Origin of the sequence: Cyclobacterium qasimii M12-11B (assembly GCF_000427295.1) — a bacterium.
Lineage (GTDB): Bacteria > Bacteroidota > Bacteroidia > Cytophagales > Cyclobacteriaceae > Cyclobacterium > Cyclobacterium qasimii.
In genome coordinates this window covers 114,144-131,764 of the sequence record NZ_ATNM01000109.1, presented here as the reverse complement: position 1 = coordinate 131,764, position 17,621 = coordinate 114,144, and the positions used below count along the sequence as shown (strand labels likewise).

Sequence of the window (17,621 nt, the reverse complement as noted above, 5' to 3'; positions counted from 1 at the left end):
ACTAAAGTTGAAGATCAAATAAATTTTGTTGGTCATGAAACAGATGGAAGTATGTTTGTTCAGGCTTCCGGTGGAAATGGTAACTTAAGTTATGCTGCAGTAGGATTGCCTCCGGGAATATATGTGGAACCTACCAATGGTACCATTTACGGAACAATCGAAGAAGGCGCATTGGCCAATAGCCCATATAGAATTACCGTTACCATCGATGATGAAGATGAAATTCATTCAGATGCTGCCTCATTTAACTTTAATTGGACCATTAGTCCACAATTAACGAGTCAGGAATGGAATTTTAAAAATGAAAACCGTTCCTACCACCCTAGGCATGAAGGTAGTTTTGTACAGGCAGGTCATGAGTTTTACCTTATGGGAGGCAGAGAAAGTTCAACTACCATTGATATTTATGATATAGGCAATGATTCATGGAGGTCTTTGACAGAAATCAATCCTTATAGCTTTAATCATTTCCAGGCAGTTACTTATCAGGGTTTAATTTGGGTAATTGGTGCTTTTGATACCAATGATTTTCCAAATGAAACTCCGGCATCAAATATTTGGATGTTTGATCCAGTGAACGAAATCTGGATTGAGGGGCCTGAAATTCCTGAAAATAGGAGAAGAGGATCAGCTGGTTTGGTAGAGTACAGAGGTAAATTCTACGTAGTGGGTGGAAATACAGATGGCCATGATGGCGGTTATGTTAATTATTTTGACATGTACGATCCTGAAACAGGCGAATGGACAATATTAGGTGATGCTCCTCGCGCCAGAGACCATTTCTTTGCTGCAACTATAGGCAACAAATTATACGCTGTTTCCGGTAGACAATCCGGAGGACCGGAAGGAACTTTTGCTCCAGTATTGTCAGAAGTTGATGTTTATGATTTCAATTCACAAACATGGAGTACTTTACCTGACAGTTTGGATTTACCAACGCCAAGAGCTGCCGCGGTAGTGAATAATTATCTTGGTAAGTTGATTGTAGCTGGTGGAGAGGTTGCTACAAATCCTCTTGCGCTACCTAATGTGGAGATGTTTGATCCATTGACCCAGGAATGGAAAGTACTAGATACCCTGAATATCGGGCGTCATGGTACACAAGGTATTGTTTCTGGAAAAGGATTGTATGTTGTTGCTGGTTCTCCTCGTAAAGGAGGCGGAAATATTGGCAACATGGAATACTTCGGTTTTGATGAACCTAATACCACACCTTTGGTAGAAAGTGAATTGATTTTACCGGAATCTATTCTTGTTAAAAAGGGAGAGCCTAAGGAAGTAAGTATAGCGCTTGAAAACGGTAAAACAGGACTTTGGATCAAATCTGTAGTCATTACAGGTGAAGATGTTGAAGATTTTGAAATCATATCCGGTGAATTGGTTAGCGAGGTACTATTGAGAGCGGGCGAATCTTATAACTTAACGCTTGATTTTGTCGGTGAAAGTCTTACAGGTGCTGCCAATCTGGTAATTACTACAAAAAATGATGAGGAGATTACCATACCAATTATTGCGGATGGTAATTTTGAAGAGGTCTTCTTGTATTACAATACTGGATCGGGAACAAATGTTGAGTTTGAAGGAAATTCTTATATAGGAGATGTTAATCTTGCCTCAATTCACAATGGAGGTTCGGTTTATAGAAATGGAAACGTTGTAGGAAATGAAATGTACAAATCTGAAAGGTATGCTTCAAATATTGCCTACGAGATAGAAGTGCCTAATGGGGTTTACACTGTCACCACGCATCATACAGAAACTTGGTTTGGTTTACCAAATGGAGGGCCTAATGAGGCAGGAAGGCGTGTTTACGATATCCTACTTGAAGGGGATGTTGTCCAACCTAATTTTGATTTGTTCATTGAAAACAACAATCAGCCAATTGCTTTGGTTTTTGAGGACATCCAGGTAACCGATGGAAAATTAAGCCTCAATCTAATTGCAAAGGTGAACAATGCGAGTATTTCCGGAATCTCTATAGTAAACCAAGGGGAAATTGGAGCTGTACCGATAGCCAATATCACTTCATCTACTGTAGGAGGTATAGTACCATTAGAAGTAGCATTTACCAATGAAATATCAAGGCCTCAAGACTTTACTTTTGCCTGGGACTTTGGTGATGGAAACACTTCTACTGACCAAAATCCAACACATATATTTGAGGAGTTTGGTGAATACAATGTCAAGCTGACCGTATCAAGTTTGTTTGGAAATACAGCCATAGATTCTGTGACCGTTAATGCTATTCCTGCTTCAGAGTTTGAGTTAAATATCAACGCTGGTAGCCAGGTGACTGTAGAGAATGATGGTAAATCATTTATCGGAGAAGACAATGCAGGGGTGATCTATTCAGGTTCAAATGCCTATAGTAACAACTCCTTACCAAATCCTCCATTGTACTTAACAGAACGATTTGGCAATAACTTTAGCTATTCAGTTCCTGTTCAGAACGGTGTCTTTACTGTGAAAACGTACCACAATGAACTGTGGTTTGGTAAAAATGGACGTGAAGGTCGGGCCAACCAAAGGGTGTATGATATTTATATCGAAGGAGAACTTGTAAAAGCTAATTTTGATTTATTTATCGAAAATGGTTACGAACCAATGGAGTTGATACATGAAAATATAACAGTAGCAGATGATACCCTGGACATTCAGTTGGTAGCTACAGTTAATAAAGCCAACATGTCTGGATTCTCCATAATTGCTCAGAATGGACTAATCGTTTATCCTGAAGCTTTAGCAGAAGCCAATACGGTAAATGGTCCAGCTCCTTTGGCTGTAACGTTTGACGCCGGAAATTCTACTGGCAGTAGCCTATTGACTTATGAGTGGAACTTTGGAAATGACTCTACTTCTACAGAGGCGCAGCCAGAGTATACCTTTAATGAAAATGGTACCTATTTGGTAAGTCTGAATGTAACAGACGAAAACGGGAACATGGATACAGATGAGATTGAAATAATAGTGGGTGATTATATTCCAGTACCTGCTTATTCTCTGAATGTTAATGCTGGTACGGACACCCCAACAAGCTACATGGGTACTGATTTCGAAGGGGAATCTTCTTCTGGAGTTACTTTCGCAAACGCATCTACCTGGAGTAATTTTGGGGCAGGTGATCCAACAATGTTTTTAACAGAAAGATCAGGTAAGAACTTCACGATCACTACACCAGTAGAGAATGGCGTTTATACCATAACAACCTATCACAATGAATTATGGTTTGGTAAATCAGGCCCAGCTTCGGAAGTAGGTCAGCGAGTGTACAATATAATGATTGAAGGTGAAGTCGTTAAAAATGGGTTTGATTTGTTCGCGGAGTTTGGCAATGTGCCGACTGAGTTGACTTTTGAAAACATTGAAGTAAGGGATGGGGAGTTAAACATTGGCTTAGTAGCAACGAAAAACAACGCAACTATCGTTGGCTTTAAAATAGAGTCAATGACTTCGGTTACTTTGCCACCATCAGCAATTATTAATTCATCTGCTGTCGAAGGTGCAGCACCTTTTGAAATCACTTTTGATGCTTCTGCCTCTACAGGTTCAGGGGACTTGATCTACAATTGGAACTTTGGTGATGGCGAGTCAAGCGCATTGATTAACCCATCGCATCTGTACGATACAGCGGGTAACTATTCTGTGATTTTGACTGTGATGGACAGTGTTGCTGTAATGGATTCAGATACCCTGGATATTACTATCTGGGAGGAAGCTCCTGTTTGGTCTATGACATTGAATGCCGGATCAGATGTGAATACCTCTTATCAAGGCAAACTATTCTTAGGAGACAAAGCTTTCCCAACCATTTTCAATAGCACCAAAACCTATAGAAACACGTCAGCAAGTACCGTTGAACTCTACCAGACGGACAGGTATGATAAAAACTTGACCTATGGTATTTCGGTAGACAATGGTACCTATAGGGTAAGGACTTTCCACAATGAATTATGGTTTGGAAATGGTGGACCTGCTGGTCAGCCTGGACAAAGGGTCTTTGATATCCTGATTGAAGGTGTTACGGTTAGAGATGACTTTGATTTGTTTGTAGAAAGCAATTATGAGCCAACAGAACTTGTTTTCGAGGACATTGTGATCACAGATGGGGAAATCAACCTTGGTTTCGTAGCATCAGCAAACAATGCAAGTGTCTCAGGTATAATCCTGGAAAGAGTAGACTCCATTAATGGTGGAGATGGCTCAAATGCAAGAATCCTATTTGAAGAAGATGCTTTACCAGAAGGTACAGCAGAGGTTTCAACCGAGGAGCAGCAAAAATCAACTTTATCTGAGGCAATTATCTACCCAAATCCAGCTCAAAATGAAGCGTTTATCGTTATTCCAGGAGAAGTATCCTTGGATTGGATCAACGTTTACGACATGGAGGGAAGACTAGTGTTGACTTTCAATGCCAGAAACAACAGTGTAAATACTTACACATTACCATTGAGCAGACTGGAACAAGGTGTTTATATGGTGAGGTTGCTTGGTAGAGATGGTATAGTTGATCAGTTAAGGTTAATTATCAATAGATAGAAAGTAATTACAATCCACTTTTTAAAATAATCAACTAACCCCGAAAGGTCTGGTATCCCACCAGGCCTTTCTTTTTTTAGAGGTTTACCTAAACCATAAAGCAGCTGTAAAGGATGGATTGTGCTCTGTTAAGGGTAATTCGTTATTTGAATGTTGACCCTAGCAGGGTAATATGTTTTTAGGCGATGATTCATGTTTAGGAATGCGACCCTAACAGGGTCGAACAATATTAAAACCAAAATGTGTTCTATAGACCTATAATACCTTCAGGATTAAAATTAACGAAAGCACAGTTGAGTAAATAAAGGGGGCAAAGAAAATTCCAAACAATTCAATGCTTCTCCTCGTAAACCCCTTCATTTCTTATCGCCCCACCGCAGCACACACTGATAGAGACTTGCAGACCATTAATAACATATTTCATTAAAATTTCAGAATCTCCACTGGATTCCTTGTCAGTAATCCTTTATTTACCAGGATACGGTTTGATGAAGGAGGACTGATAGTTTACTTATTATTATTACTTTTATAAGAATTAATAGGGGGTAGGGATCAGTCACTACACTATCATATTAAACAGAAGCGAAGCAGTGAAATTAAAACGAAGAAGAAAATTAGTTACCTACTTAAATATTTTAGATCAACCTGTCCGATTCAACCCCTTCGTTTTCAGTCGGACTTTTTTGTTATGGGCTTTACTTGGATTAATAGGAGGGGTAATAGCAGGCGTTTATTGGATTGGACTCGGATTGCTAACCCATCAATTATCCTTTTTCAATGGTTGGCAAGTAATTCCTGTAATGGCCATTTGCGGACTATTAGCAGGTTTGGTAATTCATTTCATTGGAGACCCAGGAGAAATAAATTTGATTGTAAATAACATTCGATTTAATAAAGGAAGACTTGACCCTAAAAATAACCCGTCAATGATTCTCTCTTCATTGCTATGTATTGCGTCAGGTGGTAGTCTCGGACCCGAAGCACCTTTAGTACAAGTTACAGGTTCAACGGGAACTTGGATAGGAAAATTGCTTCGGTTAAAAGGAGAAGAATTACGGTCATCAAGTATCGCAGGAATGGCTTCAGGTTTCACAGCTTTATTTGGTGCTCCTTTAGGTGGTAGTCTCTTTTCATTAGAAATTTTGCACCACAAACATGCAGTTGAGTATTACAAAGCCATTATTCCCGCATTTGTCGCAAGCTGCTTTAGTTATTTGGTATTTGCATTAATCATTCATTTGGGACTTGGCCCAATATGGGACTTATCATCTTATGAATATTCAGGTATTTTCGATTTTGCTTATGCGATTCTGTTCGCTATAATTGGAGCTGCTTTTGGCTGGGTTTTTATTTTTTGCACCAAATTTTTCAAAACAATTTTCGAGAAAAAACCAATACCTATTTATGTGAAAACACTGATTGGAGGAGTTTTATTAGGTATTATTGCGTTTTATTTTCCATTAACCCGATACTTCGGACATCACGAGATTAACGAACTATTGTCAGGGAATTTTTCAATTACGCTTTTGTTTTCCATTTTGGTTTTTAAAATCATAGCCATTTCCATAAGCGTAACATCGGGTTGGAGAGGTGGTTTTATTATTCCGCTGTTTTTCGTTGGAGCAACACTAGGACTAATTATCCATCAACTATTCCCGACAATAAATTTGACATTAGCGATAGTCAGCTGTATGGCGGCAATTAATGCTTGTGTAACGCGAACGCCAATGAGTACAACAATTCTACTTGCTACTCTGACAGGATTTGGACATTTAACCCCAATATTCTTTGCGAGTTTGACAGGATATTTTTTAGCACCGAGAATACCTTTTATAGGTTCACAAATGGAAAAAGAATAAAGAAATACGCCCTAAAATCTCCAAATATTCTTACAACTGGACAAGCCAATAAGTGGACCCTGGCCCCTCGACAAGCTCAGGGTCCAATGATGGGGCTGGTTTTTGGGTTTTTTTTAAGCGTCGAGCATTTGGGAAATGTAACTGATTTTAAGAAGGCCGCTGCAGCATATGCTTATAGCGCGTTGCAGTCTAGATTTATCAGTTTCCATTAAAATTTAATGGTCTCCAATGGGTTACTTGTTCGAAATACTTAATTTAACGGGGCATTTAAAAAGAGAAAGAATGAGTAATTTATCAGCTATAGGATTTGACATTGATAGTGAAGAGGAATTTTACATATTGGCTAAGAAAGCTTATGCAAAAGCTAGCTCGATCAAAACTGATAAAGGTACTTATTTTCAGTATTCAGATCCTTCTGGAGCTGAACTTTGGATTCAAAGTAATACGAAGCACGAATTGATTGGGGTAAACCCTTATTATAAAGGGATTAGTAAAAGAACCGTTTGCTTGATAGCTAATATTGATAGGGAAATAAGTGCCTTAGATGGGGCATTTCATTCATGGGCTGATCCAACTGAACCAGGCAATCCTGAAAGTGGGGCTTATCCATTTGTTTTTGATGTTCCAAACCATAAATCATTGGGAAGTATAAAGTTTCCACAAAGCATTGAAATACAACTGTCAGCATTTGCTCAAGACATTGATTACTATGAAAATGAAAAAGCATTTGAACAGGGGCAGGAAGGTGAACAGAAATGGGCAGCTCAATCCTTTGTGCCGAGTGGATTATTCAGTTCTAATGCAAACCTTGACCTTAGTTTAGCAGTAGCAGCAGGCTTAATTTCCGGAACAATTAAAGAATCAGATAAGAAAAGAAATGATTTAACCGGTCAGGAATTTCAGTGGATGCTTGTGGATACTTTGGGAGGTGAAATTGATGTGGTAGCAGATTTAGAACTCTTTTCCACTGATCCACAGGTTGGGGGACTGATACAAGGTCAATTTTGGCTTACAGGCCAACTTTTAAAGCTACCCGAATTGGTTTAATTAGAGAGATTAAAGGTGTTGTAAATAGCCAATTAGGAAGAAAATAAGGCCCAGTAATAATTAAACCTCCTCACAACTGTAAAAGTCACCAAACTGGACCCTGAACCTGTCGAAGGATCCAATTTGGGGGTAATTGTGGGTATTATAGGGGTTGTTTTCCCTGATTGTTTTTTAAGCCTTGGGTGATTTGAAAATGTAACTGGATTTAATCAAGATTAAAAAGCCTCAGCAAAAGCACCCTGGAATAGCTAACCTGGATCAATCAATTCTTCTAGATATATTGCTTTTCTGGCTATCAAAATACTTGCTTTTAGAGCTCATCAGTCTATTTTTACAATTTCCATTAAAACTTTAGGGTAGCCACTAAGTTCCTTGCCTGAAACACTTAATTTAAAATATAAAATAAGCAGAAAGAGTTAAGTGCATAGTATATATATACACAACTCCTAAGCTAATCATGTATATACTATTATTGTAGTCAATACATAAGCTCTCGACCTAATAAGAGACAAACAATTAAAGATTTACTAGTAAGTCAAATCCTGATAGAGATCATTGTTAATAATCAAACTTCTATTAAAATTTACATTTCGTATTTGAAGAGATTAACTATAGTATTCTGATACAGAAAACACAATATTATTAAATCTAAAATTTAAATATCATGAAACGTTCAAAACAATTTTTATTCGTATTTGCTATAATAGCTTTTACATCAGCTTTTATTTCGTGTAAAAACAATAAGAAAAAAGACATCAATAAAGACAAACTCCCAGAAGAACTTGCTGTTAAAACTGTTAATCCTACTGTTCTATTCGAAAATGAATATGCTAAAGTATCGAAAGTCAGTTTGGCTTCCGGAGAATCCCAACCAACACATGATGGATTAACACGAGTGATTTATGCATTAACTGATTATTCAATTGATTGGGAAGAGCAAGGTAAAAAATTGGGTACTAAAGCTTGGAAAAAGGGAGATGTTCATTTTCATGAGGCGGGAACCCATGCCGCAAAGAATAGTGGAACCACACTGGCCGAATGGTTAGTATTCACCAAAAAAAGCACAGATTTGCCAGAATGCGGAGAGAATACAGTTGAAAACGATGTAACTTCAGTATCACCTGACTTCTCCGAGGCTTTATTCGAAAATGAAGATTTTAAGATTACACAGGTAAATTTACCCGTAGGAAAAAGTATTCCAATGCATTCGGGAATAAACCGTATTATTTATTCACTGAATGATTATAACTTAAAATACGAATCCGATAAGGCAGATAAACTCGATAAAGAATTTAATTCGGGTGATATTCATTGGCATGAGGCTTGTAAACATGCTTTGGAAAACATTGGAGATACTGAAGCCAAATTCTTGGTCGTTAGTTACAGATAGGCTAGATAAAAGTACTTGCTAGACTAGACAAAGCCCGCTAACGGGCGGACCCCTTCAAAAGGCTCAAGGCCCCCACTACACTTGGTAATTGAGTTTACTATGGGGATGGTTTTCTCATAGCTTAAAATGTTGAATATTAACGATAAGTCTAATGTAGGAAGAAACGGCAATAACTGCCGGCTTCCTGCCTTAGCAGGATTCGTTTAACAATGGCTATAAAAAATTGCCCTTCGGGACACGTTTCATAGCGGGAACGTTGGTGTACCACGAAGCTGTGGTAATCCAGTAGGTCTAAATTCTATCTAAATAATTTGCTGTTTATTTAGAAGAGCTTCCGACAGTTAAACTCGTGAGGGTTTCGCTGAAGCTCGTTATGCTCAAATGACCAAGCCGTAATGCGTAAGCGTGAACCCATAGTAGTTACGATTGTAGTGTGAACAAAAGCATAAATAGGGAAGGGGATCTACTTTAGAGAAGGGAATATAGAATGGATACTTTCAGTACTGGCTTAGACCTTCTCAGCTGAATTAATAAGTAATTGATTCTAAATGTCGCTATACGTTTGTTCAAATATGAAAAGAAAGCAGATGTGATTCATTTAGTCAATGGTTTATACACGTGCTGGGTAGATTCATGTAAAAAGCAGGTAAAGAACTCTATCGGTAAGCCGTATGAGCGAAAAGTTCACGTACGGTTTGATGAAGGGGGCGCTGATAGTTTACTGCTTATTATTATCTTTATAGGTAATTAAATAAAGTAGGCTATCAGGCTCTACTCTACTACACCATTTTGAGAAAAACGAAAATACATACAAGCAAAAAGTTGGAAAAGTTGGTCAAGAAACTAATCACGGCCGACAAAAAAACTGAATCCGGAATTCTTGGAAAATGGAACGCCACAGTTTTCTATGTTGAAAGAAAAAAATGCTGGTTAATTACAAACGGACTTACCAAGTACAATGTAATTCTAACAAATATTAAATCCTCAGAATTAACCAATATTGACCAAGTTTTTAAAGATACTCTTTACTCTCAACTAATTTATGACGGAATAATAACTGAGTTTAAAAACCTTGACTCAATTATTGGTGGACTAGACTTCCTTCCTACTGACAATGACAGAAGTACTACCGGTTTTCAAAATCATAGTCTAAGATCTCTTGACTGGTGGAAAGAGGAGTTTGGTAATTTAGAAAATATGCCAGTCAAAGATTTGACGAACCGACTGAATACAAGTCCCATTCATATTGGACAAGGACAGAAAATATCAGACTACACCAACTCTATTGAACAAATGAATAAATTATTGAACAAATAAAAAACGGTGTACAATAACTAAGCATTCTGACGGCTGGAACAGCCTAGTCTGAATGCAATGTTGAACCCTGAGAAAGTTCAGGGTAGACTTCAATGAAACATTGAAGTGATGTTGGTAATTAGGGTTACTATGGGGAATGGTTTTCTCCTTTTATTTTTTTGCGTTGGGAGAATGAAAAAGTTACTTATTTTAAGTTGTTCTATGGCCTAGGGTTCTTTGTTTCAGTAGCTATTATTCATTAGGTAAAGGATTTGGGAGGGAATATGAGGCTGGTTTTACCTTTCGGACATACCTGTCCCATTAAGCTAGCTGGAGCTCATTGTTTTGCTTTCTGATTTTTTTCCCTGTCCAAATTAAACCATTTTGAAAAACAGCTGTCTAAAAAGCAAAAGATTTCAAATGATAAAATACTTGGTTTTAATAATAACTTGCCTTGGCTCACAACTTTTTGCCCAAGAAAATAACAAGCATTTATCCGCTACAATAATTGGCTCTGGCTCACCTAAATTTAACACAGAACGTTCGGGACCTTCGGTACTAATAGCCTACAAAAACACTCAAATTTTGGTGGATATGGGGAATGGGACTCAGGCCAATTTGAACAAAAACAACACTAAAATTAAGGCCATTGACGGCTTCCTTTTTACACATCATCATTTAGACCATAATGAGGAGTTTACCCCTATTTTTATACAGTCGCTTCTTGGGGGAAACAGCATAATTGTTGCCGGACCCAAACCTACTGCTACAATGGTAGATAATATCCTGAGCATTTATGAAGAAGATATAGCCTATCGACTCTCAAAATCAGGAAGAAGTATAAGCGATGTTAAAACGAACTTCACCGCTAAAGACTTGACCGGAAACACCCCATTCTATATTGGAGATATAAAAATCACCTACACAGCTGTAAACCATGCTATTGCAACCTTTGCCTATCGTTTTGATGCAGGAAAAGAATCTATCGTAATTTCTGGAGACTTAACCTATTCTGAATCTTTACCTATTTTGGCTAACAATGCCGATTATTTAATAATGGATGCTGGTGGGGCTATTGAGTTAGGAGAGCAAAGAAATGCTGCAAAAAGTAATAACAATAGAAAAAGCACTAAAAGCAGGGAAAAAGCGCACGTTAATCTAGCAGAAAGTTCTCAAATGGCGAAAGAAGCCAATGTAAAAAATTTAGTCTTGTCACATTTCAATTTTACATATGTTGATCAAGAAGCTACAACTGTCGAAATACGCAAAAATTATTCAGGCACAATTATATATGGAGAAGACTTAATGTCTTTACCGCTCAAACAAAATAGTACTACAAGCAAGCATTCAAGTTTGAAGGACAATTACCCCATTGTCGATACAAACGTACAAGGTTTTTATTCAGATACGGAAGAAATTTCCAGGCCATCTGCGGGAGACTCTTTTTACGGACAAGATGACAACTATACTGGTAATCAGCCCTTATACACAGACAATGGCGACGGCACAATATCAGATAATGTCACGGGCTTAATGTGGGAACAGGATATGGGTACAAAATTGACGCTGGAAGAAGCCACTCAAAAAGCAAAAAATGCTAAGTTAGGGAGCTATTCTGACTGGAGAGTACCTACAATTAAAGAGCTTTATTCGCTGATACAGTTCACCGGAAAAGTAAAAGGAGCTACTGCCATAGAAATGTTTATTGATACAGATTACTTTAATCAACCGCTTGGTGGCAGTAAAATAGGAGAACGGGAAATTGATGCACAAACCTGGTCATCAACAGTATATGTTGGAAAAACCATGAGAACTGATGCAACCATATTCGGAGTTAATTTTGTAGATGGCCGGATTAAAGGCTATCCGAAATACAATCCAAAAACAGGTGCTGACAACAAAATGTATTTCCGTTTAGTACGTGGAAACACAGATTATGGCAAGAATAATTTTATAGACAATGGTGATGGAACGGTGAGTGATTACGCGACTGGATTAATGTGGCAAAAAACGGATGATGGTATGGGTAAAGACTGGGAAGAAGCCCTACGCTACGCCGAAAACATTGAGCTAGGGTCACATTCAGATTGGCGTTTGCCCAATGCAAAAGAACTACAGAGTATCGTGGATTATACTCGCTCTCCACAAACAACCCATTCAGCGGCAATAAATCCTGTTTTTGAAGCAACTCAAATCAAAGATCCGGATGGAAACCCTGGACAGTATCCTTTTTACTGGACGAGCACAACACACTTAGATGGACAAAACCCCTCTGCACATGCTGTTTATGTTGCCTTCGGGGAAGCACAAGGACAAATGAATGGTAGATTGATGGATGTTCATGGTGCTGGCGCCCAAAGAAGCGACCCAAAAAGTGGAAACAAACAGGATTATCCTCAGTATTTTGGACCACAAGGTGATGTTAGGTATGTTTATAATTATGTAAGATCCGTTAGAGATATCAACCACACAGAAAATACTGAGACTATCCCGGAGGAGTCCGTTCAAACAACCGAGCATGCACCGCAAAATCGACAAAGAGATAATAGTCAGGGTTTAAAAACTGCAGCCCCTTCCTTCAAGAAAATGCTGACGAATATGGATGTTAACAAAGATGGGAAAATCGCTAAATCAGAAGCCAAAGGTAAATTGAAAGAAAACTTTGATCAACGAGATAAAAACAATGACGGTTATATTACAGAAGAAGAGTTGATAAGAAGAAACAGATAAAAACTGGTTTCATCAATTTGAAAAAATAATAACCATTTAATCGCTCAACCGAAACAAAGTAAACATCTAAAAGGACTGTGTTTAACCTGAAAGTTGCTGCTCAAAAATCCGCTAGTAATCTAATACGAGACATTTAGGTGTAATTAATATTATGAAACTAAAAGCAATATTTATAAGCTCGGTATTATTAGGACTTCTTTTGAGTTGTTCAAATAACAATTCAAAGGAAAAGAACTATGATGAAAGCCGAGAACTTGTTCCTAATCCAGAAGGACTCAAGATAGATAGTTTCATGCTTAAAGAACCACAAGAAATCAAATCAGACTTAATCAATATTGACAAGGGACTAAAAGAAAAATTTGGAGACTATTTCATAGGCTACAATAACGGTATTTTAAGCCTTTGTTGTTTTGATGATTTAGCATACCCTTTTGGAGGAAATGAAAAACACGATATTCAAAAATATTGCCCAAACTTTACTGATACAACTTATAAAATTGAAATAAAGGATGAACTACACGATAGGACAAAGCTATCAAACAGTACTTCTGAACTAACTTTGTTTTCTTACACGCATGATGATAACTACTCAGAATACTATATAGAAGATAGCAGTTACTTCAATACGCCAAAAGTTAAACTTGAAAACGGTTTACAAATTGGAATGGGTAAAAAAGAAGTCTTTGAAAAATATTTCACTTCAAGTAATGATAGCATTTTTAACACTTTGGAATTAATAGCTGTTTGCCCTGATGAAAGAGGCGAATTGTATACTCAGTATAGGTTTGCAGGCGATACCTTGAATTCAATATTTTTTGGATACCTTAAAATAAACTAAAAATTACCTCTAAGACTGAATTCTGACGTTTGGAACAGCCTAGTCTGAATGCAATGTTGAACCTTGAGAAATGTTTAGGGAAAACTTCAAAATCCCTTCGACAAGCTCAGGGACCAGTTCTAGTCTAAGCAATGTGTTCTGTTGGCTGTGTTTGAATTAGACGTGCTTTGGGAAATTTTTCTTTCTAATGTATGGCCTACAGCTAAGTGTGAGAAAGGCAAAAAAATACGATCCTTCTTTAAAAATTGTGATGAAATGGAAACCAGTAAAGTATATCTCTGTAGAGTGGAAAGGTCCAAAATAAACGGAAATTATACCGTTTGGTTACCGGAACAACCAGACGATGATTTTGTCGATTTGTTGGTGGATAAAAATGATTTATTACAAGGGGAACTGTGGGAAATCCTTTTAAAAACCGGTGCCAAGGATAGCAACTTAGATGTTTCAAAGGTCTATTTTGCCCCTGAAGGAGATGTCTTTGTCTCCTATACCAGCGATTATGCATTGGGTAAAAACATGGAGAAAATCCTTAATAAACTGATTTTAAATCCCGAGTACTTCACTAAGTTGGTCCACCTAAGCGGATTTAAATTGTAATTGGCAGTAGCGCAGGTTCCTTATTTGCTGGTTAACTGTTAATCCAAAAGTAAGTTGAATTCGCCCTTTTTTTTGAGCCATACATTGATGGGCTTATGGTTTGCCCGAGCTGTTTTAGCACCGGCCAATTGTATTCAATTTGTCTTTAAGATTGTACTATTGTTAAGGTTATTTTTATTGACATTTTTATATCTTTAACATTATCAGCCATAAAAGGTAATGAATCATGGTATTACGCGCGCTTATCCTTCTTGTTTTATACTTTTCTATAGGCAATCTTGCCCAGGCGCAAGTAAAATACAATAGGGTGGTATTTAAACCCAGCCCTTATGTAGAATACCATGCTAATGGCAATATTTACAAAAAAGGTTTTGTGAATGCTGACAAGCAATTTGTGGATACTTTAGCAATTTTTTTTCCTTCTGAGAAAATATCCTTGACTGCCGTTTACGACAATGGTGTGCTGAATGGGCAATGCCTTCAATACAATGAGGATGGCTCAATTAATAGGGAAGGACAATATGTTCAGGGCAAAAAAGAAGGGCTATGGGTCTATAATAACTATGCTGAATCAAAAGATGGTCTTCCATATCGCTTCACTGTGAATTATAAAAACGGTCAACTTCATGGAGAGACAATCCTATATGAAGGAACACATAAAATCCGCACCATACATGCTTTTTTAGGTAAACCCGCACCTAATACAATATGGGAAATGTATTACGATAATAGGGATAATTTATGGGCTGTTGGCTTTATTTCCAATGACAATCAATTCACTTTGCGGGGTTTATATACGGAAGATGGGAAATTTGTAGACAAGGTTGAGGTCAGTAAGGAAAAAACCGAAACTTTTCTAGAAGCCATGAGAACGTTTTATAAGTCCATCCCTAAACAAGAAATAAAATCGATGTCCAAGGTCACACAAAAGGTAAAGACAGTTACACATAAATCCGTCCCCTTTAGCACTTATCACGCCAATGGGAAAGTTCATGAGAAAGGCTATCGCAATGCCAAAGAGCAGCTTGTTGGAAAGTTACAAACCTATTATACTTCCGGCACTTTAAAATCAGAAATGCACTATTTCAATGGAGCGCTTCAAGGTGATTGTACGCATTACAATGATGATGGTACAATTAAAATGCAAGGCAAATATGCCAAAGGTAAAAAAGATGGTTTATGGATTTATCCTGACTACATCAAGAATAATGAGGCTAGGTTTAGTTATGAGGTGCATTATAAAAACGGCCTGGTTCATGGAGAAACCTTATTCATCAGTGGAGATGAAAAATGGTTGTTGATGACAGCTTCCGAAGGAGTATTGCTTGGGAAATGGGAAACCTATTACCCAAATGGCAACCCATCAAGCTCTGGTTTGGTGAGTGCTGCCGGGGATGTTCTTACCCATAAAGTATTTGATAAAGAGGGCAAAAGATTGGTTACGATGTTTTCACCGCCTACTCCTGAAAATTTAAGTAAGTCCGTTAAAGATGTTTTTGCCGCCATTCCTAAATAGAGGAGTAAGCGCTAGGAATATAAGGTAAGCTTTCTTTTGCTGCTGATGTGGTTGGATTAAATTTGACCATAAAAGGTCATTTATTAATAGTCAATGATTTCAGGTTTGTAATACGACCCCTACAAGGTCGATTAGCAAAGAAACCGATGTCTGTCTATAAACACATAATCCCTCCAGGGTTAAAATTGCGCTAAAATATTTTTTTATACATAAGTACAGGATATATAGCGTTATAACGAATTAAAATCGTTATTTTAAATCAACCAACACCTCGAAGCAGCCTTTTATAGTACATGTTATAGGCTTTCCTTCACCAACACGATTTGTAAATCAAATGGTCTTCCCATGAAAAAGATAACCTTCCTTTTCCTGACCCTAATTATTGTTTTCAACTCTCAAGGACAAAGCCCGGAAAACCAGCCCCCCATTATTTTTATATACGATGCAAGTGGCTCCATGTGGGGACAGATGCAAGGGAAAACCAAAATGGAAATAGCTGCAGCTGCTTTAAGCGGTGCAGTGGGAAACCTTTCGGAAACACAGAAAATTGGCTTTGTTGCCTATGGGCACCGAAAGGAAGGGGATTGTAAGGATGTGGAATTTATGGTGGATGCTGCCACAGGAACAAAAAAGGAGGTGATAGAAGCCGTCAAAGGGATTAAACCACTGGGCAAAACGCCATTGGCCTATTCTGCAGCAATGGTCATTGATCAATTGAGAGCGGCCAAGCAGAAAGCCACCATTATCCTTATTACAGATGGCATAGAGTCCTGTGATGGAAATATTTGTGAGATAGTGGAAGAAGCCAAGGATGAGGGCATTGATTTTAAGTTGCATATTATTGGTTTTGGTTTGAAGGCTGAAGATACACAGCAATTGAGGTGTGCAGCGGAAGCAGGGGATGGGAGCTATTTTAGTGCGGAAAATGCAGAAAACCTGGGTGAAATCCTGAATGTGGCCACGGCTTCTACTGTAGACAAGCCTGCCAATAATTTCTCTGTTTATGCCGTCAAAAATGGCCTCCCAATGGATGTTTATGTCAAAGCTTATGATATAGTAGGTAAAAGAGAACCCATATTGCTAAGGACTTATCAGGATACGGGCTATTTTTATTTACCTCCTAGTACCTATAATTTTGAAGTGGCACCACTGGAAGGGAGTGATGTAGATAGGATCACGGTCAGGGATATTGAAAGCCTTGAAAATGTCAAAGGGCATCAAACGATTACTTTTGATGCCGGTACATTGGATGTCTTGGTTACCAATAACGGGCAGGGCTGGGACAGTATGGTCAAGGTTATTGATCCTAACGGGGAAGTAGTTGCCACTACCAGGACCTATGGGGTCAAAAAGGAAGTGGAAGTCAATCCTGGACTGTATAAAGTAGCCATTCAGGCATTGAAAATGGAAGGGCTACAAACGAATACCGAGATTGATAGCATCGCAATTGAAGCGGCAAAAACCTTACCCTTGGTTTATGATTTTAAAACCGGAGAATTTGAAATCTTTACGCAAATAGGAGGGGAGAATATAGATTGTGTAGTGACAATAGTCGAAGAACAGACGGGAAAGAATGTGGCAGGATCACGAACGTATTTAAGAGGAACGAAATTCCTACTTAACCCTGGGAATTATAGCGTTACTTCGAAACCACTAGGAGTGCACAAAGACAAGGCGATTCAGTCCTTTACAATAGCGATTGAACAGGGGGAAACCATCAGGAAAACGTTGACTTTCTAAGGAAAGCTTAAGATTTTGTCAGTATTGTTGCAGAAAAAAAGCAACAATACCGCCAAAATCGTTTAATGTGCA

The 17,621-nt window shown here is 38.1% G+C and carries 10 protein-coding genes; all 10 read left to right on the top strand.

All coding sequences use genetic code 11. The features are described from left to right. Positions 1–51: 51 nt before the first annotated feature. The 10 genes from ADICYQ_RS26035 (at position 52) to ADICYQ_RS26030 (ending at position 17,549) form a co-directional block, all read left to right on the top strand. Positions 52–4,536 carry a malectin domain-containing carbohydrate-binding protein gene (locus ADICYQ_RS26035; RefSeq protein ID WP_020890160.1) on the top strand — a complete coding sequence of 1,495 codons (4,485 nt, stop codon included), beginning with the start codon at positions 52–54 and terminating at the stop codon, positions 4,534–4,536. Between the two features lie 683 nt (positions 4,537–5,219). Further along, on the top strand, positions 5,220–6,395 hold the full coding sequence (locus ADICYQ_RS12445; RefSeq protein WP_020890159.1) for a chloride channel protein: 1,176 nt from the start codon (positions 5,220–5,222) through the stop codon (positions 6,393–6,395). 282 nt (positions 6,396–6,677) lie between these two features. Beyond that, positions 6,678–7,442: a hypothetical protein gene (locus tag ADICYQ_RS12440; RefSeq protein WP_020890158.1), complete on the top strand. Its 765-nt coding sequence runs from the start codon at positions 6,678–6,680 to the stop codon at positions 7,440–7,442. Positions 7,443–8,106: 664 nt separating this feature from the next. Next, a complete protein-coding gene (locus ADICYQ_RS12435) occupies positions 8,107–8,832 on the top strand; it encodes a hypothetical protein (RefSeq protein WP_020890157.1) in 726 nt (241 codons plus the stop codon). 789 nt (positions 8,833–9,621) lie between these two features. Next, entirely contained in the window at positions 9,622–10,149 is a 528-nt protein-coding gene (locus ADICYQ_RS12425) for a DUF6933 domain-containing protein (protein ID WP_146946992.1), read from the top strand. A 399-nt stretch (positions 10,150–10,548) separates the two neighbouring features. Then, positions 10,549–12,858, top strand: a complete 2,310-nt coding sequence (locus tag ADICYQ_RS26770) for an Lcl domain-containing protein (RefSeq protein WP_081652345.1) — start codon at positions 10,549–10,551, stop codon at positions 12,856–12,858. Between the two features lie 151 nt (positions 12,859–13,009). Next, positions 13,010–13,696, top strand: a complete 687-nt coding sequence (locus ADICYQ_RS12415) for a hypothetical protein (protein WP_020890153.1) — start codon at positions 13,010–13,012, stop codon at positions 13,694–13,696. A gap of 255 nt (positions 13,697–13,951) precedes the next feature. Next, a complete protein-coding gene (locus ADICYQ_RS12410; protein ID WP_020890151.1) occupies positions 13,952–14,293 on the top strand; it encodes a hypothetical protein in 342 nt (113 codons plus the stop codon). Positions 14,294–14,519: 226 nt separating this feature from the next. Next, positions 14,520–15,809 (top strand): toxin-antitoxin system YwqK family antitoxin, encoded by a 1,290-nt coding sequence (locus ADICYQ_RS12405; RefSeq protein ID WP_040416016.1) that lies wholly within the window; start codon positions 14,520–14,522, stop codon positions 15,807–15,809. Positions 15,810–16,154: 345 nt separating this feature from the next. Then, entirely contained in the window at positions 16,155–17,549 is a 1,395-nt protein-coding gene (locus ADICYQ_RS26030; protein WP_020890149.1) for a vWA domain-containing protein, read from the top strand. Positions 17,550–17,621: the final 72 nt, after the last annotated feature.

Coding starts and splice junctions, on each gene's coding strand:
- ADICYQ_RS26035 (WP_020890160.1), top strand. CDS start 52: ATGTTTGTTCAGGCTTCCGGTGGAAATGGTAACTTAAGTTATGCTGCA.
- ADICYQ_RS12440 (WP_020890158.1), top strand. CDS start 6,678: ATGAGTAATTTATCAGCTATAGGATTTGACATTGATAGTGAAGAGGAA.
- ADICYQ_RS12435 (WP_020890157.1), top strand. CDS start 8,107: ATGAAACGTTCAAAACAATTTTTATTCGTATTTGCTATAATAGCTTTT.
- ADICYQ_RS26770 (WP_081652345.1), top strand. CDS start 10,549: ATGATAAAATACTTGGTTTTAATAATAACTTGCCTTGGCTCACAACTT.
- ADICYQ_RS12415 (WP_020890153.1), top strand. CDS start 13,010: ATGAAACTAAAAGCAATATTTATAAGCTCGGTATTATTAGGACTTCTT.
- ADICYQ_RS12410 (WP_020890151.1), top strand. CDS start 13,952: ATGGAAACCAGTAAAGTATATCTCTGTAGAGTGGAAAGGTCCAAAATA.
- ADICYQ_RS12405 (WP_040416016.1), top strand. CDS start 14,520: ATGGTATTACGCGCGCTTATCCTTCTTGTTTTATACTTTTCTATAGGC.
- ADICYQ_RS26030 (WP_020890149.1), top strand. CDS start 16,155: ATGAAAAAGATAACCTTCCTTTTCCTGACCCTAATTATTGTTTTCAAC.